This is a genomic window from Paenibacillus sp. FSL K6-2441, from assembly GCF_037964765.1.
Lineage (GTDB): Bacteria > Bacillota > Bacilli > Paenibacillales > Paenibacillaceae > Fontibacillus > Fontibacillus phoenicis.
Genome location: NZ_CP150174.1, coordinates 4,447,222 through 4,469,013, shown reverse-complemented (window position 1 = coordinate 4,469,013; position 21,792 = coordinate 4,447,222). Strand labels below are relative to the sequence as shown.

General features: G+C 55.2%; 21 protein-coding genes and 1 pseudogene. 14 read left to right on the top strand and 8 right to left on the bottom strand.

Annotation, left to right across the window (positions count from 1 at the left end):
* Positions 1–64: 64 nt before the first annotated feature.
* Positions 65–832: a class I SAM-dependent methyltransferase gene (locus NSQ80_RS20615; protein ID WP_323078162.1), complete on the bottom strand. Its 768-nt coding sequence runs from the start codon at positions 830–832 to the stop codon at positions 65–67.
* Positions 833–1,040: 208 nt separating this feature from the next.
* Here NSQ80_RS20615 and NSQ80_RS20610 point away from each other — a divergent pair, with 208 nt between their 5' ends.
* The 5 genes from NSQ80_RS20610 (at position 1,041) to NSQ80_RS20590 (ending at position 6,391) form a co-directional block, all read left to right on the top strand.
* Positions 1,041–1,460: a hypothetical protein gene (locus NSQ80_RS20610; RefSeq protein WP_036644122.1), complete on the top strand. Its 420-nt coding sequence runs from the start codon at positions 1,041–1,043 to the stop codon at positions 1,458–1,460.
* 170 nt (positions 1,461–1,630) lie between these two features.
* Entirely contained in the window at positions 1,631–4,015 is a 2,385-nt protein-coding gene (locus NSQ80_RS20605) for a glycosyl hydrolase family 65 protein (protein WP_260070141.1), read from the top strand.
* Between the two features lie 199 nt (positions 4,016–4,214).
* The gene (locus NSQ80_RS20600; protein ID WP_260070142.1) at positions 4,215–5,102 is read left to right on the top strand and encodes a M15 family metallopeptidase; all 888 of its coding nucleotides are present in this window, start codon (positions 4,215–4,217) and stop codon (positions 5,100–5,102) included.
* Positions 5,103–5,483: 381 nt separating this feature from the next.
* Positions 5,484–6,023, top strand: a complete 540-nt coding sequence (locus NSQ80_RS20595) for an NADPH-dependent FMN reductase (RefSeq protein WP_009223499.1) — start codon at positions 5,484–5,486, stop codon at positions 6,021–6,023.
* 191 nt (positions 6,024–6,214) lie between these two features.
* Entirely contained in the window at positions 6,215–6,391 is a 177-nt protein-coding gene (locus NSQ80_RS20590; RefSeq protein ID WP_009223500.1) for a hypothetical protein, read from the top strand.
* A 62-nt stretch (positions 6,392–6,453) separates the two neighbouring features.
* Here the strand turns inward: NSQ80_RS20590 and NSQ80_RS20585 are convergent, their stop codons facing one another.
* Positions 6,454–6,642, bottom strand: a complete 189-nt coding sequence (locus NSQ80_RS20585) for an ATP-binding protein (protein ID WP_323079157.1) — start codon at positions 6,640–6,642, stop codon at positions 6,454–6,456.
* A gap of 112 nt (positions 6,643–6,754) precedes the next feature.
* Entirely contained in the window at positions 6,755–6,952 is a 198-nt protein-coding gene (locus NSQ80_RS20580; RefSeq protein ID WP_198136153.1) for a hypothetical protein, read from the bottom strand.
* An 840-nt stretch (positions 6,953–7,792) separates the two neighbouring features.
* On the opposite strand from NSQ80_RS20580, the pseudogene NSQ80_RS20575 reads away from it, so the two are divergent.
* The 5 genes and pseudogenes from NSQ80_RS20575 to treR all read left to right on the top strand — a co-directional run.
* Positions 7,793–8,166 (top strand): annotated as a pseudogene (locus tag NSQ80_RS20575) (VTC domain-containing protein); the annotation flags it as partial.
* The gene (locus tag NSQ80_RS20570; RefSeq protein ID WP_311202253.1) at positions 8,126–8,428 is read left to right on the top strand and encodes a hypothetical protein; all 303 of its coding nucleotides are present in this window, start codon (positions 8,126–8,128) and stop codon (positions 8,426–8,428) included. The pseudogene NSQ80_RS20575 and the gene NSQ80_RS20570, both read left to right, overlap by 41 nt.
* Positions 8,429–8,581: 153 nt before the next feature.
* Positions 8,582–10,009, top strand: coding sequence for a PTS system trehalose-specific EIIBC component (gene treP / locus NSQ80_RS20565; protein WP_260070143.1), 1,428 nt, complete (start codon positions 8,582–8,584; stop codon positions 10,007–10,009).
* 66 nt (positions 10,010–10,075) lie between these two features.
* Positions 10,076–11,761 carry an alpha,alpha-phosphotrehalase gene (treC, locus tag NSQ80_RS20560; protein WP_339300669.1) on the top strand — a complete coding sequence of 562 codons (1,686 nt, stop codon included), beginning with the start codon at positions 10,076–10,078 and terminating at the stop codon, positions 11,759–11,761.
* Between the two features lie 20 nt (positions 11,762–11,781).
* Positions 11,782–12,504 carry a trehalose operon repressor gene (gene treR, locus NSQ80_RS20555; protein ID WP_009223506.1) on the top strand — a complete coding sequence of 241 codons (723 nt, stop codon included), beginning with the start codon at positions 11,782–11,784 and terminating at the stop codon, positions 12,502–12,504.
* A 96-nt stretch (positions 12,505–12,600) separates the two neighbouring features.
* Here treR and NSQ80_RS20550 read toward each other — a convergent pair whose 3' ends face one another.
* Positions 12,601–13,923: an MATE family efflux transporter gene (locus NSQ80_RS20550; RefSeq protein ID WP_339302197.1), complete on the bottom strand. Its 1,323-nt coding sequence runs from the start codon at positions 13,921–13,923 to the stop codon at positions 12,601–12,603.
* A gap of 338 nt (positions 13,924–14,261) precedes the next feature.
* Between NSQ80_RS20550 and NSQ80_RS20545 the strand changes: the two genes are divergently transcribed.
* The 4 genes from NSQ80_RS20545 to NSQ80_RS20530 all read left to right on the top strand — a co-directional run bounded on the left by NSQ80_RS20545 (position 14,262) and on the right by NSQ80_RS20530 (position 18,984).
* Positions 14,262–15,281, top strand: coding sequence for an SDR family oxidoreductase (locus NSQ80_RS20545; protein ID WP_036644128.1), 1,020 nt, complete (start codon positions 14,262–14,264; stop codon positions 15,279–15,281).
* A 14-nt stretch (positions 15,282–15,295) separates the two neighbouring features.
* Complete coding sequence (locus NSQ80_RS20540; RefSeq protein ID WP_339300666.1) at positions 15,296–16,444, top strand: glycerate kinase; 1,149 nt, start codon at positions 15,296–15,298, stop codon at positions 16,442–16,444.
* Between the two features lie 541 nt (positions 16,445–16,985).
* Positions 16,986–18,047 (top strand): Atu2307/SP_0267 family LLM class monooxygenase, encoded by a 1,062-nt coding sequence (locus tag NSQ80_RS20535; protein ID WP_009223511.1) that lies wholly within the window; start codon positions 16,986–16,988, stop codon positions 18,045–18,047.
* Between the two features lie 220 nt (positions 18,048–18,267).
* The gene (locus NSQ80_RS20530) at positions 18,268–18,984 is read left to right on the top strand and encodes a winged helix-turn-helix domain-containing protein (RefSeq protein ID WP_339300664.1); all 717 of its coding nucleotides are present in this window, start codon (positions 18,268–18,270) and stop codon (positions 18,982–18,984) included.
* A 142-nt stretch (positions 18,985–19,126) separates the two neighbouring features.
* Here the strand turns inward: NSQ80_RS20530 and NSQ80_RS20525 are convergent, their stop codons facing one another.
* The 4 genes from NSQ80_RS20525 to serS all read right to left on the bottom strand — a co-directional run bounded on the left by NSQ80_RS20525 (position 19,127) and on the right by serS (position 21,657).
* A complete protein-coding gene (locus NSQ80_RS20525) occupies positions 19,127–19,828 on the bottom strand; it encodes a guanylate kinase (RefSeq protein ID WP_339300663.1) in 702 nt (233 codons plus the stop codon).
* Positions 19,829–19,924: 96 nt separating this feature from the next.
* Entirely contained in the window at positions 19,925–20,083 is a 159-nt protein-coding gene (locus NSQ80_RS20520) for an NlpC/P60 family protein (RefSeq protein WP_232282232.1), read from the bottom strand.
* A gap of 23 nt (positions 20,084–20,106) precedes the next feature.
* Entirely contained in the window at positions 20,107–20,262 is a 156-nt protein-coding gene (locus tag NSQ80_RS20515) for an SH3 domain-containing protein (protein WP_260070148.1), read from the bottom strand.
* A gap of 102 nt (positions 20,263–20,364) precedes the next feature.
* Positions 20,365–21,657, bottom strand: coding sequence for a serine--tRNA ligase (gene serS / locus NSQ80_RS20510; RefSeq protein ID WP_323078148.1), 1,293 nt, complete (start codon positions 21,655–21,657; stop codon positions 20,365–20,367).
* Positions 21,658–21,792: the final 135 nt, after the last annotated feature.

Genomic DNA, 21,792 nt, shown 5'->3' with positions numbered 1-21,792 from the left:
TAGCTTCGTAGGTGAGTCAAACCCTATGAGCCAGCTTCTTTTTCATGCCCCCGATTTTCATCCGTCAACCGGCTTTCTTGGCTAGAAACACGCCATAGGATAAATGCTTCCGGTAACGTTGCAGGAAGGCTTCATTTTCTCTGAAAAATATGCCCACGGCGGGATCCTGCAGCGCCTCTAAATCAATGATACGGTACGGATCCAAAGCGTTCTGCCAATCGAAGGACATCGCTCCGTCTGCGCCCCCTTTCTCCTGCTGCTGTCCACTTGGGTCTATTCCGGTTTCCGGTCCCCACTGCCGAACGTCCTGAAAACCGGCATCCCGCAGCATCCGCATCCAGGCAGCAGCGTCAGGCAAACGCGGATTGCCGTACAGCTCGCGCATCTCCCGCTCCAGCGCCGGATGAGGCTGCGTCCGAAACAGCTCACGGTCCCACGCTTGCCCGCCCTTACGCAGGACGCGGTGATATTCACGGAACGCCTTCACGGGATCGGCGGCGAACACCGTCACCGACTCGGCGATGACCGCATCATAGGTGTCCGAGCGCAGCGGGATGGCGGTGATATCACCTTGAATCCATTCGATTTGCAGTTGCTGCTGCTGCGCTCTGTGCTCGGCTTTCTCCAGCATCACGATACTTTGATCCATCGCCGTGACCTGCGCTCCCATCTGGGCTAACAGGCAGGCCGTTCTGCCCGTTCCGCAACCAACCTCCAGCACGCGCATTCCAGGTGCAATGCCAACAAACTGAATAAAATCGAGGGTTCCCTGAAATCCCCCCGGATGTGCCGAGCCTTCCCCAACGGCGGCGATGATTTCGTGATAATTCATCCTATAGCTGCCCCTCCTTTATCAACTTCCCCCACTTCTCTCAACAGCAGAATATGCCGCCGCGTCTCCAGCGCGATTAAGATAGGCTTTCACCTCGGGAGGAGGCCGCGGTTTTGAAGATTTGTTTCGTGAGCAGGACATTCGCCCTGTACAAATATCCGGGTGGTGAATAGGATAAATGAGCATTCGAGAGGGGAGGCACGAGTCTATGCAACAGATCTATCCGCTTGGCGTAGAAACCTGCAAGCCGCATATCGGCAAAACCGTATGCGCTGTACTTCGGGACGGCCGCTATTACATTGGTACGATCACCGATGTGAACGAAAAGGGCATTCAGCTGAACGGAGGATACGCTTCGGGGGCCAACGTTCTCTCTACCCAACCCGCCAAAGCCAAGAAGCAGCTCCAGCAGCTGAAATCCAAATCCAAAGGCAACCATAAAGCTTCAACCAAAGCGGTCCCCCAAGCCAACGACCAGGCACAAACGAAGGCGTACGGCTATGGGCCGGGGTATCCGGTTTATGGAGGATATCCGGGGTACGGTTTTCCGGGCAATCCTTATGGCGCCTATGCGCTGGATTGGGCGGCGATCGCTTTGCTGTTCCTTATTCCGTTTTTGTTTATCTGATGAAGCCTGTGCCGTCATGCGGCGATCCGAGTCAATTTCGTCTTTACGCGAAAATTGGCTCTTTTTTTATGCGCGATGCAGAAGAAAACGCTTCATAAAAGGGCTTTCCGATGTATAATGAACATAGTTGTAGACAAGTAGACAAGATTACGCGGAAAAGAGGTTGAACCATGTTCAGAGCCACGGAGGATCAGGAATTCTACGAGTTGCTAAGTCCTACACTTCTGCCTAAAGCGTCGGGATTCCTATGGAACGAAACGATGATGATTCACATGAACTGCCGGGGATATGCTGTTGCCCAATTCATGCAGCCGGAGCCGGCCAAGTATTCGCATGCCCCGAATCTGGAAGCGAAGACGTTTATGCAGCCGGAACAGCCATATTATGCGCATCATCCGGGCCGTTTCGTGTTTGTGAAGGACGAGGAAGATCAAAGTCTGTTTTCTGCGCCATATGAACCGATGCGGGTCAAGACCGACAGCTATGCCTTTGCCTTGGGACAGAGCCGGATCGTCTGGAAGGTCGAGCATCAGGGCGTGTTGATCGAAATGAGCCTCAGCTTGCCGAAGAAGGATCCGCTGGAGCTTTGGCGGGTGAAGGTGACGAATGTGTCGCAGCGGGCGCGGAAGCTGAGTATCTACCCTTACTTCACTGTGGGTTATATGTCTTGGATGAACCAATCCGGCGAATACCATGAGGACCTGCAGGCAATCGTCTGCTCTTCGGTGACGCCGTATCAGAAATATCAGGATTACGATAAGATCAAGTTTTTCCGTGACAAAACGTTCCTGATCGCCGAACAACCGCCGGTGTCCTGGGAAGTGAATCAGGAGGCGTTCGAGGGAGAAGGCGGGATCACCCGTCCGTCCGCCTTGGAACAAGCGGAGCTCGCGAAGGGAGATGCGCGGTACGAGACGCCAGTAGCCGTTATGCAATACCGGATGGAACTGGCGGCAGGGGAAACGCGGGAATACCGCTTCCTGTTCGGCCCGGCCCGGGATGAGCAGGAGATTGCGCAAATTCGGGAGACATACTTCGGCAAGGCTGGCGATCTGGGAGAAGACGGATTTCTGGCTGCCGAACGCGAATACGACCAGTATATTCGGGAAGGACGGGGCTGCCTGACAATCTCCACCCCCGACAAGGATCTCGATCTGTTCGTCAATCGCTGGCTGCCGCGGCAAATTTATTATCATGGACAGACGAACCGCCTGACCACCGACCCGCAAACCCGGAACTATTTGCAGGATCACATGGGTATGAGCTATATCAAGCCGCAGGTGGCACGGGCATCGTTCTTGACGGCGCTGAGTCAGCAGAAAGCAAACGGCGCCATGCCGGACGGAATCGTGCTGCATCCGGACGCTGAACTGAAATATATCAACCAGGTGCCGCATACGGACCACTGTGTCTGGCTGCCCATCTGTCTCAGCACGTATTTGGATGAGACGGGAGACTACTCGATTCTGGAGGAAAAGGTGGCCTATGCCGACAGTGAGGAAGCCGAACCTGTATATGTCCATGTCGATAAAGCGATGCGTTGGCTGATGAACGACCGCGACGAGCGGGGGCTGAACTACATCAACCAAGGCGACTGGTGCGACCCGATGAATATGGTTGGCTACAAAGGGAAGGGCGTGTCCGGCTGGCTGACGATCGCCACGGCGTATGCGTTCCAGGTTTGGGCCGGCATTTGCGAGAACATCGGACGGCCTGAGGCTGCACGGGATTACCGTGCGGCGGCGGAGGAGACCAACGAAGTGGTGAACCGCTACTTGTGGGACGGCGAATGGTATGCACGGGGTATCACCGATGATAACGTCGTGTTTGGGATTAGCACTGATGAGGAAGGCCGGATCTTCATCAACCCGCAGGGCTGGTCGATGTTGAGCGGCGCGGCCGACGCCGACAAACGCGAGAAGCTGATGCGTGCGGTGCGCGAGCAGCTGGAGACGCCGTACGGCGTTGAGAAGCTCGCTCCTTCCTACACGAAGATGCGCGAGGATGTCGGCCGGGTCACGCAGAAGCACCCGGGCTCGGCGGAGAACGGCGCGGTGTACAATCATGCCGCTGCCTTCTACATCTACGCGTTATATACGGTGGGTGAGCGGGACGATGCCTTTCGGCTGCTGCGCAAAATGCTGCCCGGCCCGGATCTCGAGGATATCGTGCAACGGGGACAGCTGCCGGTGTTCATCCCGAACTACTACCGGGGAGCCTATCGGCAATTCCCGCGGACGGCAGGACGCTCCAGCCATCTGTTCAACACGGGCACGGTGCCGTGGGTGTACCGCTGCTTAATCGATGGGCTGTTTGGCGTGCAGGGCACGAAGGACGGCATCCGCGTGAGCCCGCAGCTTCCGTCCCATTGGAACGAAGCGGCGATCACGCGCGAATTCCGGGGTGCCACGCTGCACGTAGATATCCGGCGGGACGCAGCGGTAACAGAGACCGAGGTTTACGCGGATGGCGAGCGGCTGCCGGAAGGCGTGCTGCGGAATGTGCAGCCGGGCAAGACTTACCGCGTGCAGGTGAAGCTGCCAGCCGGAGCGTAAGCGAAAGCGGCGGAAGCAAGAAGAAGCAAGAAGCGCAAGCGTGTCGGGGAAGATCCCCTGCGCTTGCGCTTTTTTTCGCGTTGCCTGTGTTTCATGCGTCTCCCTCCTGCAATTTAAGAAAAACTTTATTTTTTCCTCCCATTCTTCTTAAATTATAAAAGTTATCCTAAGGGGGAAGAAAAGCTAGGGGGAAATCGACGTGAAAAAGTGGATAATTTGCCTAATGCTCCTGGTGCTGCTGGGATACGGGGTTTCTAAATTTAAGACCGAAACGGCCCGATCACCGCAGGATTCAGCGCCGCCCGTAGAGGACGTTGAGCCGAATGAGGTTTCGGATTCGTCGCTGGCTGCAGAAGGAATGACGATCCACGTCACCAAGGAGATGATATATCAGGGCGATTTGCTGCTGGTGAACAAGGACCATCCGGTTCCGAAGGGGCTGCACCCCGATAAGGAAGCCGTTAGTCTGGTGAAGAACCCCGAATTGATCGACGGATTTGGAGTGTTGGATAATAAAGTGCTGTTGTCGCCGCGCATGGCGGAACGTTTTGCAACGATGGTGAAGGCCGCCGGGGAGGAAGGAATCAACCATTTCCTGATCAGCAGCGGGTACCGGGACGAAGAGAAGCAGGACGAGCTGTACCGCCAAATGGGTTCCAAGCTGGCGCTGCCTGCCGGATACAGCGAGCATAACCTGGGGCTGTCGCTGGACATCGGGTCGTCCCAAGCGGAGATGAATGTCGCCCCGGAAGGCCGGTGGTTGAAGGAGAATGCATGGAAATATGGATTTATTTTGCGATACCCGGACGACAAAACGGCGATCACAGGCATTCAGTTCGAGCCTTGGCACTTCCGGTACGTGGGTCTGCCGCATAGCGCCATCATTCACGAAAACGGGTTTGTGCTGGAGCAATACTTGGATTATCTGAAGGAGCAACAGTCGGTGAGCATCACAGTACAAGGCCAGAAGTATCACGTCTTCTACTATCCGGTATCCAAAGATCGGACCATTGAGGTGCCGGCGCAGGGCAGTTATGAGATTTCCGGCAACAACATGGACGGAGTTATTGTGACCGTTCGCGAGTAATCCGGCAGCGAGGCAGGAGATCATGAAAGCGAGGGGATCCAATGGGGCCAATGGGAACGATTGCAATATACAAGAGAGGGCTGAATATGGGAATACCGGGGGCGATGATCGTTCCCTTTCGAGAGCTGCCGGATTCGGCGGCCTTTGGTTTGTTCGGCTTGTTTCGCGTGTTTGGTGAGAGCATTTGTTTTGCAAACTTTTTGTAAGTTTCTTGACAAAAGGAATCTTGGTGACTATCATTAACTCAAGTTTGATTAATTCAAATAAAGGATATTGGAGAAGTTCGGAATCGTACCTGATGGTGTAACAGCATTGTTTTGGGGCAAAATAATGTCAGGTGGATTAACGAAGCCAAGAAATCAATCGAGGAGGAAAATAGCCATGTCTAAATTGAACATCGGGATTATCCTGGGAAGTACCCGCGATGGGCGCGTGAGCCCGCAGGTCGGAGAATGGGTGAAGAAGCATGCGGATGCTCGCGGCGACGCCAATTATGAAATCGTTGACATCGCGGATTACAAACTGCCGTTGCTCGGCGAAGCCGATGCCAGCGAGCAAGCAGCGGCTTGGAATAGCAAGCTGAACAGCTTGGACGGTTTCGTATTCATCGTGCAAGAATACAACCACAGCATCACAGGTGCCCTGAAGAACGCGCTGGACTATGCGCGTGAAGCGTGGAACAACAAAGCAGCCGGGATCGTCAGCTATGGTTCCGTAGGCGGCGCTCGTGCAGCAGAACACCTGCGCGGCATTCTGGGCGAACTGCTGGTTGCGGATGTGCGTGTACACGTTGCCCTGTCGCTGTTCACCGATTTCGAGAACTACAGTGTCTTCAAGCCGGCAGACCTGCACTTGAAGAACCTGAACGACATGCTGGACCAAGTGCTTGCTTGGAGCGGCGCGTTGAAGACGCTGCGTTAAGATTCATTTCCGACTTCGATTTTGAAACCCCTGTGCCTAATGATATGGCGCGGGGGTTTTTTGCATGATTGCCGGTGCAGGTAATGCCTCGTATAACGATATCGATCTCCTGAGGCGCGCTATTGCTGTGACGTTTGTCATATCGATGAGACGGTACGTTTGCTAATTGTACCTTAGGAGGTGGACGACGCATGAAAGTCAATTATCCCTTGAAGGGAACTCCGGATCTCAAAGAGATCAAGGAATCCCTCAAACCGTTTGGCGGTCGCTGCGCAAAAATTGTCGATGGTACGTTGGAATATCAGATTAAGAATGAGAATGAGAAAGCCGCTTATGAAGCCATGAAGGAACAAGGCTACATTGAATAATTAGCAGCAATGAAAAAAAGGGTGTTCCCTGTCACGAAGTGACATGAGGGGCACCCTGCTTTTTAGTATAGATGTACATAAAATGTGGTGGATTCACCCAGCTTACTTTTGGCATAAATTTTTCCCTTGTGCTGTTCGACAATCGATTTCGCGATGGCCAGCCCAAGTCCATAACCACCTTCTTTGCGTGCCCTGGAAGTATCTGTCCGGTAGAAACGGTCGAAGATCCGCGGCAGGTGTTCGGGGGGGATACCTTCCCCGGTGTTGGAGACCTTCAGGACAGTGTCACCTTGCTGCCTTTTGAGCGACAGGTGATCGTTCCTTTAGGATTGGCGTATTTGATCGCATTGTCCAGCAGGATCATCACCACCTGCGGAAAACGTATAGAACCTTCCGGGCTGTGACATCCAGGAAGACGAGTATATATCCGCTGTCCGTAGAGCGTACGTTGTAAATCCAGCGGCTTCCGTCCAGGCTGAATTGCCCGCTACTCTGGCGCTTGTCCACCGCCTTCTCCAACGCTTCGTTGTAAAAATCCTCATCCATGTCAAATTTGGACATGTAGGAGATCAACTCGAATTCTTGATCCGTTTGCAGCATAAATGAAATGGACCGATCAGGCGGTGCTTCTCCGGAACGATCCAGGGGCCGGTTTTTGCCCGGTGCGCCGCTTTCGACACTGCTGCTCCCGCTTCCAGCGCCTATGGGGGGCCGTTGCGGCCGGGGGATTTTTCATAGGAATCCATGACTTTGTGTAAATCCATATTGATGTCGCTGTTCACGTTACCTTTAATCAACCTTAAGCTCAGATTTGGATGCGGTTGCTTCATTAATGAGCTGCGAATGATCTGATCTGCTAATGGGCTGCTTGTAGACACTTGTATGTACGTATGCGTTTGTATACACTTGTAGGCGCTCGAATGGCACGTATACGCTTGTATGCACTTGATTGTATGCCCTAACGCTGATGAGAAGCGCTAATGTGACGAAATCGAGGGTTTGGAAATTTTAACGCTGCTGAGGAGCACTATTTCAACAAAATCACTACTATTTAGTCGCAAAAAGAGGAAATAAGCACGTTGATCAGCGTTAGAGTCATAAAAAGAGCATTTTAGCCAATTTAAGCGCTGTGGCAAGCGTTAGATCCTTCGCGGTAAAGTGTCGAGGACGAATAAATTACGCCTCTCTGAGGTCCGTTACGGCTATGCTCCGCGCCGAATAGCTGTTGCTTGTCTTGCCCTTGTGCCCGGAGTAGCCGAGGTGGGGAGAGCATTTTAAACATGCCTTTCACATCTTTAAGGTTCGTTAAAGGTTAGGGGGCTATGATACAACCATGGCAAGCGGGAGATCACCTGCTGCAAGGCCGATAGCACTAGGAGAGAAAGGAAGGAACTGAAGTGTATGGCGATCAAGGTTTTCAATCGATACGAGAACAAATACCTGCTCGACGATGCGGCTTACCGACGGTTATATGCAGAGCTGCTGGAATATATGGAACCGGACGATTACAACAAACAACATGAATTTTACTCCATCAGCAACCTGTACTTCGATACCAAGGATGACACCTTGATCCGCACGAGTCTGGCCAAGCCCAAATATAAGGAGAAGCTCCGACTGAGAGCTTATGGTGTCCCGGACCCGAATGCGAAGGTGTACCTGGAGATCAAAAAAAGGTGTACGGGCTGGTGAACAAACGCCGGACGTCGTTGAGGCTGCAGGAGGCCTATGAGTTTGTACGGACGGGCATCGAGCCGGAGTACAAGGACTACATGCGGTGGATATCTCTATGTCGATGCGATGACCTTCTCGCAAACGCAGAAAGCAGGGACATTGGTCCATCTGGAGGATAAAGCAGGCAACGAAATCCTGACGTTTGCCCCGACGAAGAATTTCCAAAACGTCGTGATCAGCTCGCCGAAGTTGAAGAAAGGTAGCTATAACCTGTACACCGGCGGGACATCGACGGGCAGCGCGAAGGACGGACTTTATACAGATGGAAAGTACTCGGGTGGTACTGTTTTTGTCGAAAAATAGGGATTGACGGATTTGTATATACAAGTTAAAATGAAAACGCAAACAAAAAACATGTATATACAAGTTGAATAAAGGCGGTTTGGCATCATGTTCTATCGTTTGCTGCAAAATAAATTGATCATCTTTTAGGACATCAAGAAGGAGGAACCATCCATGAGTAACTACACGCAACCGGCAAACGATTTGCTGAAGCATGTCGGCGGCCGCGAAAATATTTCGGTTGTCACCCACTGTGCGACCCGCATGAGATTCGTGTTAAATGACCCGAAGAAAGCGGACGTCGAACAGATTCGGGCGATCAAATTGGTGAAAGGCACGTTTACCCAAGCCGGTCAGTTTCAGGTCATCATCGGTAACGAAGTGGCTTCATTTTATAACGAGTTCATTAAAATCGCCGGCGTCAGCGACACCTCGAAAGAGGAAGCGAAGGAAGCCGCCAAGCAGAACATGAACTTCCTGCAGCGGATGATTGCGCACTTGGCGGATATTTTCACCCCGCTGATTCCAGCCATCGTAGTTGGAGGTCTGATCCTCGGCTTCCGCAACATTATCGGGGACATCAAAATGCTGGACGACGGTACGAAAACCCTGGTCGAAGTATCGCAGTTCTGGGCCGGAACCCATGCGTTCCTCTGGCTGATTGGTGAAGCGATCTTCCACTTCCTCCCGGTCGGCATCACTTGGGCCGTCGCACGGAAGATGGGGGCTACGCCGATTCTCGGTATTGTGCTGGGGATCACGCTCGTCTCGCCGCAGCTGCTTAATGCTTATAGCGTTGCCGGTGCAACGGACATTCCGTTTTGGGACTTCGGGTTTGCCAAGGTGGAAATGATCGGTTATCAGGCACAGGTCATTCCGGCGATTCTGGCGGGACTGGTGTTGTCCTTCCTGGAGTTGAAGCTGCGTAAAATCGTGCCGCAATCGATCTCGATGATCGTTGTTCCGTTCTTTGCGCTGGTGCCTACCGTTCTGCTTGCCCACACGGTGCTTGGGCCGATCGGCTGGCATATTGGTTCGTTTATCTCGAATGTGGTTTATTCCGGTCTGACTTCGTCGTTCGGCTGGCTGTTCGCCGCGATCTTCGGATTCGCGTACGCGCCGCTGGTCATCACGGGGCTGCATCACATGACCAATGCGATTGACTTGCAATTAATGAGCGAGCTCGGTGGGACAAACCTGTGGCCGATGATCGCGCTCTCGAATATCGCGCAAGGCTCGGCCGTGCTGGCCATGATCTTTATCAATCGAAAAAATGAAGAGGAGAAACAGATCTCCATTCCGGCAACGATCTCTTGTTACTTAGGGGTTACGGAGCCGGCGATGTTCGGGATCAACCTGAAATACGGGTACCCGTTCCTCGCGGCGATGATCGGGTCGCTGGTGGCGGCGGTCATCTCGGTTGGCACGGGCGTCATGGCCAATTCCATCGGCGTTGGCGGCTTGCCGGGCATCTTGTCCATCCAGCCGCAGCACATGGTGACCTTCGCTTTGGCGATGGCCGTAGCGATCGTTATCCCGTTTATCCTCACGATGGTTTTTGCGAAAGCAAACATCGGCAAAGTATCTTTCAAGAAAAATTAAGCTCATGGCGGAGGAACAGGATTGTTCCTCCTTTGCGATTTTTGTGGGAAAGGGCAGGTGTTGGAAATGACGGAACCTTGGTGGAAGAAAGCGGTCGTGTATCAGATCTATCCGAAGAGCTTCAACGACACGACGGGCAATGGAGTCGGCGACCTGCAAGGAATCATTCGCAAGCTGGATTACCTTGCGGAGCTGGGCGTCGACGTGATCTGGCTGACGCCAGTGTACGACTCACCGCAACGGGACAACGGATATGATATTCGCGACTATTATCGGATCTTTGAGCCCTACGGCACGATGGAGGATTTCGACCAGCTGCTGGAGGAAGCCCATCGGCGCGGTCTCCGGATTCTGATGGATATCGTCGTCAACCATACGTCAACCGAGCATCCGTGGTTTGTCGCTGCCAAGTCGTCCAAGGACAACCCCTATCGGGATTACTATATTTGGCGGGACGGGAAGGAAGGCGGGCCGCCAAACAATTGGGTGTCCAAATTCGGCGGGGACGCTTGGCAATACGACGAAACAACGGACCAATACTATCTTCATCTCTTTGATGTGACCCAGGCGGATTTGAATTGGGAGAATGCCCGGATGCGCCAGGAAATTTACCAGATGATGAAGTTTTGGCTGGATAAAGGGGTAGATGGCTTCCGGCTGGACGTTATCAATCTGCTTTCCAAGGACCAGCGGTTTCTGGACGACGACGGATCGGTGGCTCCCGGAGACGGGCGGAAATATTACACCGACGGCCCGAAAATCCACGAATATCTGCAGGAGATGAACCGCGAAGTTTTTGCCGGGTACGATATGATGACCGTCGGGGAAATGTCGTCCACTTCGCTGGAGCACTGCATTCGCTATACGCATCCGGAACGGAAGGAACTCGACATGACCTTCAGCTTCCATCATTTGAAGGTGGATTATCCGAACGGGGAGAAATGGGCGAAAGGCGAGCTTGACTTCCTGCGGTTGAAGCAGATTTTGGCCGAGTGGCAGACCGGAATGTACGAAGGCGGCGGATGGAATGCGCTGTTCTGGTGCAATCACGATCAGCCCCGCGTGGTGTCACGGTTTGGAGACGACGGGAAGTATCACCGGGAATCGGCGAAAATGCTGGCCACAGCGATGCACATGCTGCAAGGGACCCCTTATATTTTTCAGGGGGAAGAATTCGGGATGACGAATCCAGGCTTCGAGCGGATCGAGGATTACCGCGACGTGGAGTCGCTCAACATGTACCGCATCCTGAAGGAGCGCGGCATGTCCGAGGCCGACATTCTGGAGATTCTAGCGCAAAAATCGCGGGACAACGGCCGAACGCCGGTGCAATGGAATGACGGGCCCAACGCCGGGTTTACGACCGGTACGCCGTGGATTCACCCGGCGAACAATTACAAGGAGATCAATGCGGAGCGGGCGCTCGCGGATCCGGACTCGATTTTTTATCATTATCAGAAGTTAATCCGGCTGCGCAAGGAATATGAGGTGATTACAACCGGGCGGTTTGAACTGCTGGCCGAAGACGACCCGGCGGTGTTTGCTTATGTGCGTGACGGCGGGGCGGAGAAGTTGATTGTGGTGAATAACTTTTTTGCGGAGGAGACGGAATTTCGGTTGCCTGACGGAGACGGCTGGGACGAGTATGAAAGCCGGTTGCTGCTGTCCAACTACGCAGATTCCCCGGCGGACCCGCAACATCTTCGGCTAAGACCCTACGAATCTGTGGTATATTATCTTCATAGAACGTAAAAAAGTTTGGGGTCGGAAGCATGACAAACAAGTATTTGGCGATTCACAACGACATTGCGCGGCAGATCGAAGCCGGGGAGATTGCGCCCCACTCGCTGCTCCCGTCCGAGCATGAGCTGAAGGAGCGTTACAACACGTCGAGGGAGACGATTCGCAAAGCCTTAACCCTGCTGGCACAGAACGGGTATATCCAGAAGGTGCAAGGCAAGGGCTCCATTGTGATCCGCAGCAGCATGGTGGATTTTCCCGTATCCGGGCTGGTGAGCTTTAAGGAGCTGGCCGGCAAGATGGGCGAGAAGCCCCGGACCCTGGTGCATGAGCTGTCCCGGGTGAAGCCAGATGCCTACGTGAAGCAGCAGCTCAATATCTCCAGTAAGGACGAGGTATGGAAAGTTGTGCGCATCCGGGAGTTTGGCGGGGGGAAGGTCCTGCTTGATAAGGATTTTTTGAACGCGAAGTACGTGCCGTCCTTAACCCGGGAAATCTGCGAGAACTCGATCTACGAGTATTTGGAGAAGGAGCTTGGGCTGAAGATCAGTTTCGCCAAAAAAGAAATCGTCATCGAGGAGCCTACCCACGAGGACAAGCAGCTGCTTGACCTGGAAGGCTTCCACAACATGGTCGTCATCCGCAGCCATGTCTATCTGGAGGACGCCAGCTTGTTTCAGTACACGGAATCCCGGCACCGGCCGGACAAATTCCGCTTCGTGGACTTCGCGCGGCGGATCCATTCCAATGGTTGAGCGTTACCCGCGCTAAGTCAGAAAGATAGCAAAGTTTGGAGCGTAAAGTAAAGACCGCCCTGAAATGGGGCGGCCTTTTTTGATGCAGTTGGACATTCAAATCAGCTTATGCGCATACCACTTCTTCCCGCGGAAGCGCCAGAGGAAGATGGCCCCGCGCACGCCCCACTCGCTGCACATCGCCACCCAAACTCCGAGGATGCCGAAGCCAAGCGTGATGCCAAGAACGTAGCCGAGAATGACCCGGAACAGCCACATCGTCAGCATCGAAGTGATTGAGGTGAAGCGCGAGTCGCCCGCCGCCCGCAAGGCGGATGGCAGAATGAAGCTGATCGGCCAGAGCGGAACCTGGGCGATGGAGCTCACCAGGAGCACGAGAAAGATGTCGCCAACGATATCGGACGGCGGCGAGAAGATGCTCACGAGCGGTCGGAACAACGGCAGCAAAATGAAGCTAATCAAGGCCAGCGATCCGGACCCCAGCCAGAGGAAGGACTTAATGAACTTCCGCGCATCACTAACGCTGCCGCTGCCAATACATTGGCCAACGACGGTGACAATCGTCAGCGAGAGGGCGCCGGCAGGAATTTGGAACACCCCGGCCAGGGAACCGCCAATCGCATTCGTTGCAATCGCATAGGTGCCAAGGCTGACAATAAACACCTGAGTCAGCAGCTTGCCGCCGTTAAAGAATAGCTGTTCGGCGGCGAACGGGATGCCAATGAAAAGAATTTTTCGCAGTATCTCAATCGGGAAGTGGAACAGGTCGATCAGATGCAGGTGAAGAGAAGCCTCCATTTTGAACAAATAATAAAGTGCACAGGCCGCACCGGCGAACCGGGCGATATTGATCGCTAGAGTCATCCCGAGAACGCCCATGTCCAGAAGCGTGATCAGCAAGAGGTTCAGCAATACGTACAGCAGGTTCATGATCAGGGAAAGGGTTAAGGACGCCCGAGTTTTACCGATGCCCCGAAGTGCGGAGCAGACGGCCTGAACGACGGCCAGCCCGACGTAGGAGATGCTGCTGCCGATCAGATAGACGCGAGCATTGTCCAATACATCGGCCGACGCGGCGCCGAACAGCAGCTTGAGCAGCGGATTGTGAAAGCCGATCAACAGCAGCCCAATTACGACGGCGAGCAGGGTTACCGCCGTAACCGTAGCCGCAGAAGCGCGGGAGACGTTACGGTCGTTGCGGCTGCCTTTGTATTGGGCGACCACCACGGTTCCCCCGGTCGCGACAGCGACAAACACGCTGATCAGGAAGATATTCAGCGAGTCCACGATGTTCACCGCGCTGACAGCGGCGACGCCGGACGAGCTGATCATGGCGGTATTGACCAGATTAAGGCCAACGATAAAAGCCTGATCGATTAGAATAGGCAGAAACAAGGCAAAGATCTGCCGATAGTCCATGGACTCGCCGGACAGATGCTTTTCGAGGAAGGCGTTATTTTGCAGACGCGAAAATAGGGGCTTCAATCGTCATCACATTCTTTTCTTTATAATTGGTAGATCAAGCCAACACATTAATCTTATTATCGGATAATTCGTAATCAGGCTAAAGCAACTAAGCAACTAACCCGGATATCGCCGGGCAGGGTTGAAGATACCATTTCCGAAGGAGCCATGTCAATGCATTTCAGCGATCCTTGTTGCGGGGGGAGTTGGCGAGACGGGGGACATTTGGAAATTGCGGTTAGAGGTGGTACGATGTAGGGGATTGGGTGAATTTGACTTGGGAGGGGATTATTTTGAAAGCGCTATTTATTGGAGGCACGGGAACGATCAGCTCGGCGATTACCCGACAATTGGCGGAGGACAGCTCCTGGGAGCTGTATCTGCTGAACCGGGGGACTCGCAATAAGGATTTGCCGCCGGGCGTACATGTCATTGAGGTTGATATTCATCAGGAAGCCGAGGTGGCGAAGAAGCTCGAAGGTTATACCTTTGATGTGGTGGCGGATTTCATCGCGTTTGAACCGGCGCAGCTGGAACGTGATGTGCGCTTGTTTGCCGGGAAGACAAAGCAGTTTATCTTCATTAGCTCGGCTTCGGCGTATCAAACCCCTTTGTCGGATTACAGAATCACCGAAGGGACGCCGCTGTCCAATCCATATTGGGCCTACTCCCGCAACAAAATTGCCTGCGAGGAATATTTGATGAAGGAGTATCGCGAGAACGGCTTCCCCATCACGATCGTGCGGCCGAGCCACACTTATGATGAGCGTTCGATCCCGTTGGGCGTTCACGGCAACAAAGGGTCCTGGCAAGTGGCCCAGCGGATGCTGTTGAACAAGCCCGTTCTAATTCATGGGGACGGTTCGTCGCTGTGGACGTTAACGCATAACAGCGATTTTGCCAAAGGCTTTATCGGGCTGATGGGCAACGTTCATGCGATAGGAGAGTCGGTGCATATTACATCGGACGAAAGCGTGACCTGGAACCAAATTTACGAAATCATTGCGGATGCGCTGGGCGTGAAGCTGCGCGCGGTGCATGTCGCTTCTGAATTTTTGGCGGAGAACGGCCCGTACGACTTCCGCGGCGGACTGCTGGGTGACAAGGCCAATACGGTTGTCTTTGACAATAGCAAGCTGAAGCGGCTCGTGCCTGGCTTTACAGCTACGGTTCGCGTGGATCAGGGGATTCGGCGAACGGTAGAGCATATTCTGGCGCACCCTGAGCTTCAAGTGGCTGACCCTGAATTCGACGCCTGGTGCGACCGCGTGGTCGGGGCGATGGAAGCCGCCGCGAAGTTCATGAAGGAATAGGCGAGAGGCCATCGATGAGTATCGTACGTCAACCTACGTTCGTGTTGGCGCCGGATTCGTTTAAGGAGAGCATGACCGCCAAGGAAGTGTGTGAGGCTATGGAAAAAGGGCTTCGCAAAGCGTTCCCCGATGCGCATTACGTCCACATCCCGATGGCCGATGGCGGGGAAGGAACCGTTCAAGCCTTGGTTGACGCCACGGGCGGCAGGCTGTGCTCGCTGGAGGTGACGGGCCCGCTGGGGGAGCCGGTGCTGGCACAGTACGGCCTGCTGGGCGACGGGGAGACGGCGGCCATTGAGATGGCCTCGGCCAGCGGGCTCCACCTGGTGCCGCCGGATCGGCGCAATCCGCTGCAGACCACGACGTACGGCACCGGCGAGTTGATCTGCGCCTGCCTGGATCAAGGCGTGCGCCGGATCATCGTCGGCCTGGGCGGCAGCGCGACGAACGACGGCGGCGCCGGCATGGCCGAGGCGCTGGGCGCGCGCTTCCTGGACGCGGCGGGCCGGCCGTTGGCGCGCGGCGGAGGCCGCCTCGGGGAGCTGGCGCGGATCGACGTGTCCGCGCTGGATCCCCGCCTGCAGCAGGCGCGCCTGATCGTGGCCTGCGACGTCGACAACCCGCTCTGCGGCGAGCGTGGCGCGTCCCGGGTGTTCGGGCCGCAGAAGGGCGCCACCGCCGCAATGGCGGAGCAGCTGGACGCCGCGCTCGCGCATTACGCGGAGGTGGCGCGGCGGCAGCTGGGCCGGGACGTGCGTGACGTCCCTGGCGCAGGGGCAGCCGGCGGGTTAGGCGCCGGGCTGTTGCTCTTTACGCAGGCCGAACTGCGCAGGGGCGTCGAGATCGTACTCGACTTTACCGGCCTGCGGGAGAAGGTGGCGGCGGCGGACGTGGTGTTCACCGGCGAGGGCGGCATCGACTTCCAAACGAAGTTTGGGAAGGTGCCCTACGGTGTCGCCCGAATCGCCAAGGCTGCCGGCAAGCGCGTGATCGCGATCGCCGGGACGATCGGCGACGGCGCAGACGCGCTTTACGCCGAAGGGATCGACGCGATCTTCGGCATCGCCCCCGGCGCGGCCGCCCTGCCGCAGCTGCTCGCTGACGGGCCGCGCAACGTGGAGCGCGCCTGCGAAAACATCGGCCGCCTGCTGCGGCTTGGCTGATGAGTGCACGGGCAGCGTCGTCGCGGCCTGCGGGGACGTATGCCGTCTACTCTCTTTGGACCATTATCCCGTTGCATCAGGGGATGGAGAAGATATCCATTCCCCGTTTCTGAACGAAAGGGATAATCGTGCAAAGAGGCGCGAGAAGAACCTTCATGCCGCCGCCCCTGCGCAGCAGCTCAAAGGGGAGAAATGTTGTATGGCCTACCTACAACATTTCTCCCTTTTTTATATTTCGAGGTTGGAGGGGATACCAATGCAATCCGCTCTTTTTGACGATTATCCCGTTGCATCAGGGTGGAGAAATCCAACCTCCACTTCTGAATGAAAGGGATAGTGGTGTAAAGAGGAACAAAAGGGATAATCATGCAAAGAGGCGTAAGAAGGGGCATCCCCCAGGCTCCTCCAAAGGCTCCTACAAATACAGCTCAACCAGCTAGTGGACGAGTTCAGCAGTTTTTCTTTTGCTCTAATGAAAAAAGTATAGTAAAATACTAAAATATAGTTAATAAACGAAGAAGAAGAAGCGGAGGAACGAAACATGGAAATCGGGATCAGCACGTTTGTGGAGACGACGCCGGATGTTGTCACGGGTGAAACGATCAGTCATGCGCAGCGGTTGCGCGAGGTGGTAGAGGAGATCGTCCTGGCCGACAAAGTCGGATTGGACGTGTTTGGCGTAGGGGAGCATCACCGCCAGGATTATGCGGCTTCCTCGCCTGCGATGGTGTTAGCTGCAGCTGCTCCGCAGACGACGCGTATCCGGCTGACCAGCGCCGTAACCGTGCTGTCTTCCGATGATCCGGTCCGCGTGTTCCAGGACTTCGCGACGCTGGATGGCCTCTCAAACGGGCGCGCGGAGATTATGGCTGGGCGGGGCTCTTTTATTGAGTCGTTCCCGCTGTTTGGATACGATTTGAACGATTACGAGGAATTGTTTGAAGAGAAGTTGGATCTGCTGCTCAAGCTGCGCGAGTCGGAAAAAGTAACCTGGCAAGGCAAGCACCGTCCAGCGATCAACAATCTAGGCGTCTATCCGCGTCCTGTACAAAACCCGCTCCCGGTCTGGATCGGCAGCGGCGGCAATACCGAATCCGTCATTCGCGCCGGTGTGCTTGGTTTGCCGCTGGTGCTGGCGATCATTGGCGGCCGGCCGACTCAATTTGCGCCGCTTGTTAAGATTTACAAGCGTGCTGCAGCCCAAGCCGGGCATGATGTCTCGAAGCTGACCGTGGCTTCCCATTCGCACGGCTTTGTCGCCGATCGGAATGATGTGGCCGTAGAGAAGTTCTTCCCTTCGACGCAGGCGGTGATGAACATCATCGGGCGCGAACGCGGCTGGGGCCATTACAGTCGAGCTACCTACGATTCGGCTCGCAGCCTGGAAGGTGCGCTGTACGTCGGCGATCCGGAGACCGTGGCAAATAAGATCATTTACTTGCGCAAAAATGTCGGCATCACCCGCTTCTTCCTGCATTGTCCGCTTGGCACCATGCCGCATGAGGATGTGATGCGGGCCATCGAGCTTCTCGGTACGGAGGTTGCGCCGCGCGTCCGCGAGGAAGTTGCGCGCTGGGAAGCCGAGGGCGGAGATCTTCAGTAAGATCATTAGTAAAGGGGCTAGAGGATAACGGCTGCATTCCCCCCCTCGTACCTCCGCCCGAAACGTCCTCCCCAGCGGCTCCCCGAGCCCGAAGTAGTTCGAAGAATACAAATGAGTTCCCTCCCTGGTTTTCAGTGGCTTCTCGCTCATTGTATAATGGGAACATTACGATGAGGATCGAAATATGGATGACATCCTCAAAAAGGAGGAATCAATCGCCATGAGAGTTGCATCCATGCCTACACAAGCGGCGGTTATCGCCTCGCTCGTCAGCGACCCCAGCCGGTCGGCGATGCTGACGGCCATGCTGGACGGAAGATATCACGCGGCCGGTGAGCTGGCCCGGACGGCCGGGATTCAGGCGCAAACCGCCAGTTTTCATTTGGCCAAGCTGACGGAGGCCGGATTAGTTGCCGTCGAAAAACAAGGCCGTCACCGCTACTACGGGATTGCAAGCCCGGAAGTCGCCCGGGTGTTGGAATCGTTGTTGTCGATTGCACCGCCGGCCCCGGTCCAATCCTTGCGACAGGCGACGGAGGACCAGGCGCTGCGGTATGCCCGAACCTGCTATGATCATTTGGCAGGGAATCTCGGTGTTCGCCTGACGCAAAGCTTGGTGCGCGCTGGAATTCTTGCCGAAGGAGACGGCGTATTTGAAGTTACCGCAGAGGGCGAAGCCGTGCTGAATCGATTTGGAGTCGATATCGACCGAGCGAAGAGCAAGCGCCGTTCTTTTTCTCATAAATGCCTGGATTGGAGCGAACGCCAACATCACCTGGCCGGGGCGCTTGGCAACGTGATCTTGGAACGGCTGCTGGAGCTGGGGTGGGTGGAACGAAGTCCGCAGAGCCGGGCCGTTAAGCTGACCGCGAAAGGGCGGGCAGGGTTAAAAGAAACCTTTGCTCTAGATATGGACACAGAGGAAGGGATCGGCTAACGCATACAAGCCGGTACAGGCGGTACCGGCTTAGTCGTTCCAAAGGACCCTCGATGCTGGCTTATTTTATCCGCCTAACTAGGCTCCACGCATCAAAAAACGGGCTGCCCAGCCGTATTCGGCCGAGACAACCCGCTTCTGTTTAGATTTTGTCCTGCAAAAAAACCTTAATCTTCGCCAGCGTCTCGGCGGGATCGATGTTTTGCAGTAGATAGTCGGATTCCTTCTTGTAAATCACCTGCTCGGAGTAGTTCCTTAAATACTCTTCGACGACCTCGGGTGGCGCCCCTTCCCGTTCCTCGCGCAGTCGAATGTCCTCCTTCGTCACGTAGAGGAAAATCCGAATCGCCTGCGGGCCAAACCGTTTCCGCAGCGTCTGCATGCCTTCATGATTCACGACGACGACCGCCGCGCCATACTGCTCCAGCGCTTCGCTTAGATCGCGCTCCGCGATGCCGTAGCTGCCTCGCTCCAAGCGAACGCTTTGGCTGAACTCCTGTCGGCTGGCCATCGCCTGAAAGACCGCTTCCGCAATAAAACGGTAGTGCTCGCCGTCCCGTTCCCCCGTACGTATAGCACGGGTTGTATAAGGCAGCACATAAGGAAGGCCCAGGTCAGTGCTCAGCTGCTTGGCGATGCTCTTGCGGCCGGAGCCGCTTGTCCCGGTAATAATGATGACCTTGGGCTGCGGGGGGAGATCATCCGTCAGGGGCGCGTCAGCTTGGGTTGCCGCGGCGGCTTCGCTGCGGGCAGGATCAGAGGTTGCTTTCGAGCCTTTCAGCCATTTCCACATCGCGTCTCCATGCGCCTTATCCGGCTTAATTAGTTTGTACGTCGCCGGCAAAACCGCACGGATTCACCTCCTTTGCCAACTCTTTAATTATTATGTCGGCAAACCCGGAGGAAAACTGAATGTACTCGATCTAGAACCAGCAGACGTCTAGAGCACCCGCCGCGCGGTCACAAACCGCTTTTTCCACTGGCCGTCAAACGCTTCGATATGGACGCCTTTCTCTTTGGAGTAGGTGGGCAAAATTTGATTATCCCCGATGTAAATGCCAACATGGCCGATGTCCAGCCCGCGTGCGCTGAAGAACAGCAGATCCCCTTTGCGCAGTTCGTCTAGACTAACCTCCTTGCCCTCTTTGGCTTGGCGGATACATAACCGGAGCGCCCGTCGGGGGTACGCACCTCCAGCCAGAGCGCGCTGGCCTCACGAACGACATGCAGCTTGCTGCCGGCAGGAAGCAGTTCCTCGCTGACCGTAGCGCTGCTCACATCCTGTATAGCATGGTTTCGTCATCATAAATCACCTATTTTCTGGATGGATTTATATAGTTGAACGAAACCCAAGCGGATTTGTTTTGTGGAAAATGTTACCTATCCCTGCAGGTCCAATGGTGTCAGGCGTTCTAGTCCATTCATATATTTACGAAGCGCCAGCGGAATCCGGATGCTGCCGTCTTCTTCCTGATGATTTTCCAGCAGCGGGATCAAGATTCGCGGCGAGGCCACCATGGTATTGTTTAATGTGTAGCAATATTGCAGCTTACCGTTGCGGTCCTTGAAGCGGATGTTCGAACGCCGTGCCTGAAAATCCAATAGCTGCGATGACGAATGGGTCTCCCCGTAAGCGCCGCGGCTAGGCATCCACGTTTCGATGTCGTATTGTTTATACGTTTTTTGCGACATGTCGCCGGTACATACCGCCATCACCCGGTAAGGCAGCTCCAGCAGCTGAAGCATCTCTTCGGCGTTTTGGGTGATTTCCTGAAACAGCTGCTCCGACAGATCCAGATTGTTTTCACAGAGCACCACTTGCTCGACCTTCGAGAACTGATGCACGCGGTATAAGCCATGCACATCTCGGCCTGCCGAGCCGACTTCGCTGCGGAAGCATAACGAGGCCGCTGCAAGCTTGATCGGCTGGGTGAGTTCAACGATTTCGCGGTCGTAATACGACACGAGCGGAACCTCGGCGGTGCCGACCAGCCAGCGGTCGTCCTCCGCCATCCGATACGTCTGATCCGCACCTAGCGGGAAGAACCCGGTGTTCACGAGCGCCTCCGAGCGCACCATTAACGGGACCTCCAGCAGGGTGAAGCCTTTGGCTCCGAGGAGATCCATCGCGAGCTGCTGCACCGCCCGGTGGAGCAGGACTCCTGCGCCGCTCAGGTAGTAGTTGCGTGCGCCAGCCGTTTTGACTCCGCGCGGGATGTCGATCATCCGGTGGAGCTCGCCTAAAGCGACGTGGTCACGCGGTGTAAATTCAAATGTTGGAGGTGCGCCGACCCGCTTCACCTCAACATTGTCGAGATCCGACCGGCCCTTGGGCGTATCGGGCGAGACCCGGTTAGGGACGAGCAGCATCAGTCGTCGATACTCGTGTTCGGCTTCCTCCAGCTCTTTCTCCAATCCGTTCAGCCGCCGGTTCAGCTGCTTGACTTCGTCTTTTAATGCGGCGGCGGCCTCCGGCTCTTGCTCCCGAATTAGTGCCTCTATTTGCGGCGTCAGCCGGTTGCGCTCCTGGCGCAGCCGCTCCGTCTCCTGCAGCAACGCCCGGCGTTGGTCGTCCCAGCGCAAGAGCTCGGGAACCGACAACTCGATGCCCTTTTCCTCCGCCACCGTTTGAACCTGTTCTTGATGCTCCCGAATCCATTTGATGTCTAACATAGGTGATCCGCTCCTTTTTTCGATATGAATACAAAAAAGCGCCCTTCGTCCGATTGGGACGAGGAGCGCTTATCGACTCGCGGTGCCACCCAAATTGATCAAACCGGCAGGTCCGGTTCAATCCCCTTTAGTTCC

What these genes read in the sequence shown, in the direction of transcription:
- serS (WP_323078148.1), bottom strand. Translation starts at nt 21,657, where the DNA reads ATGTTAGACATCAAATGGATTCGGGAGCATCAAGAACAGGTTCAAACG.
- treC (WP_339300669.1), top strand. Translation starts at nt 10,076, where the DNA reads ATGACGGAACCTTGGTGGAAGAAAGCGGTCGTGTATCAGATCTATCCG.
- treP (WP_260070143.1), top strand. Translation starts at nt 8,582, where the DNA reads ATGAGTAACTACACGCAACCGGCAAACGATTTGCTGAAGCATGTCGGC.
- NSQ80_RS20590 (WP_009223500.1), top strand. Translation starts at nt 6,215, where the DNA reads ATGAAAGTCAATTATCCCTTGAAGGGAACTCCGGATCTCAAAGAGATC.
- NSQ80_RS20580 (WP_198136153.1), bottom strand. Translation starts at nt 6,952, where the DNA reads ATGTCCAAATTTGACATGGATGAGGATTTTTACAACGAAGCGTTGGAG.
- NSQ80_RS20595 (WP_009223499.1), top strand. Translation starts at nt 5,484, where the DNA reads ATGTCTAAATTGAACATCGGGATTATCCTGGGAAGTACCCGCGATGGG.
- NSQ80_RS20535 (WP_009223511.1), top strand. Translation starts at nt 16,986, where the DNA reads ATGGAAATCGGGATCAGCACGTTTGTGGAGACGACGCCGGATGTTGTC.
- NSQ80_RS20540 (WP_339300666.1), top strand. Translation starts at nt 15,296, where the DNA reads ATGAGTATCGTACGTCAACCTACGTTCGTGTTGGCGCCGGATTCGTTT.
- NSQ80_RS20550 (WP_339302197.1), bottom strand. Translation starts at nt 13,923, where the DNA reads ATGGACTATCGGCAGATCTTTGCCTTGTTTCTGCCTATTCTAATCGAT.
- NSQ80_RS20615 (WP_323078162.1), bottom strand. Translation starts at nt 832, where the DNA reads ATGAATTATCACGAAATCATCGCCGCCGTTGGGGAAGGCTCGGCACAT.
- NSQ80_RS20530 (WP_339300664.1), top strand. Translation starts at nt 18,268, where the DNA reads ATGAGAGTTGCATCCATGCCTACACAAGCGGCGGTTATCGCCTCGCTC.
- NSQ80_RS20610 (WP_036644122.1), top strand. Translation starts at nt 1,041, where the DNA reads ATGCAACAGATCTATCCGCTTGGCGTAGAAACCTGCAAGCCGCATATC.
- NSQ80_RS20605 (WP_260070141.1), top strand. Translation starts at nt 1,631, where the DNA reads ATGTTCAGAGCCACGGAGGATCAGGAATTCTACGAGTTGCTAAGTCCT.
- treR (WP_009223506.1), top strand. Translation starts at nt 11,782, where the DNA reads ATGACAAACAAGTATTTGGCGATTCACAACGACATTGCGCGGCAGATC.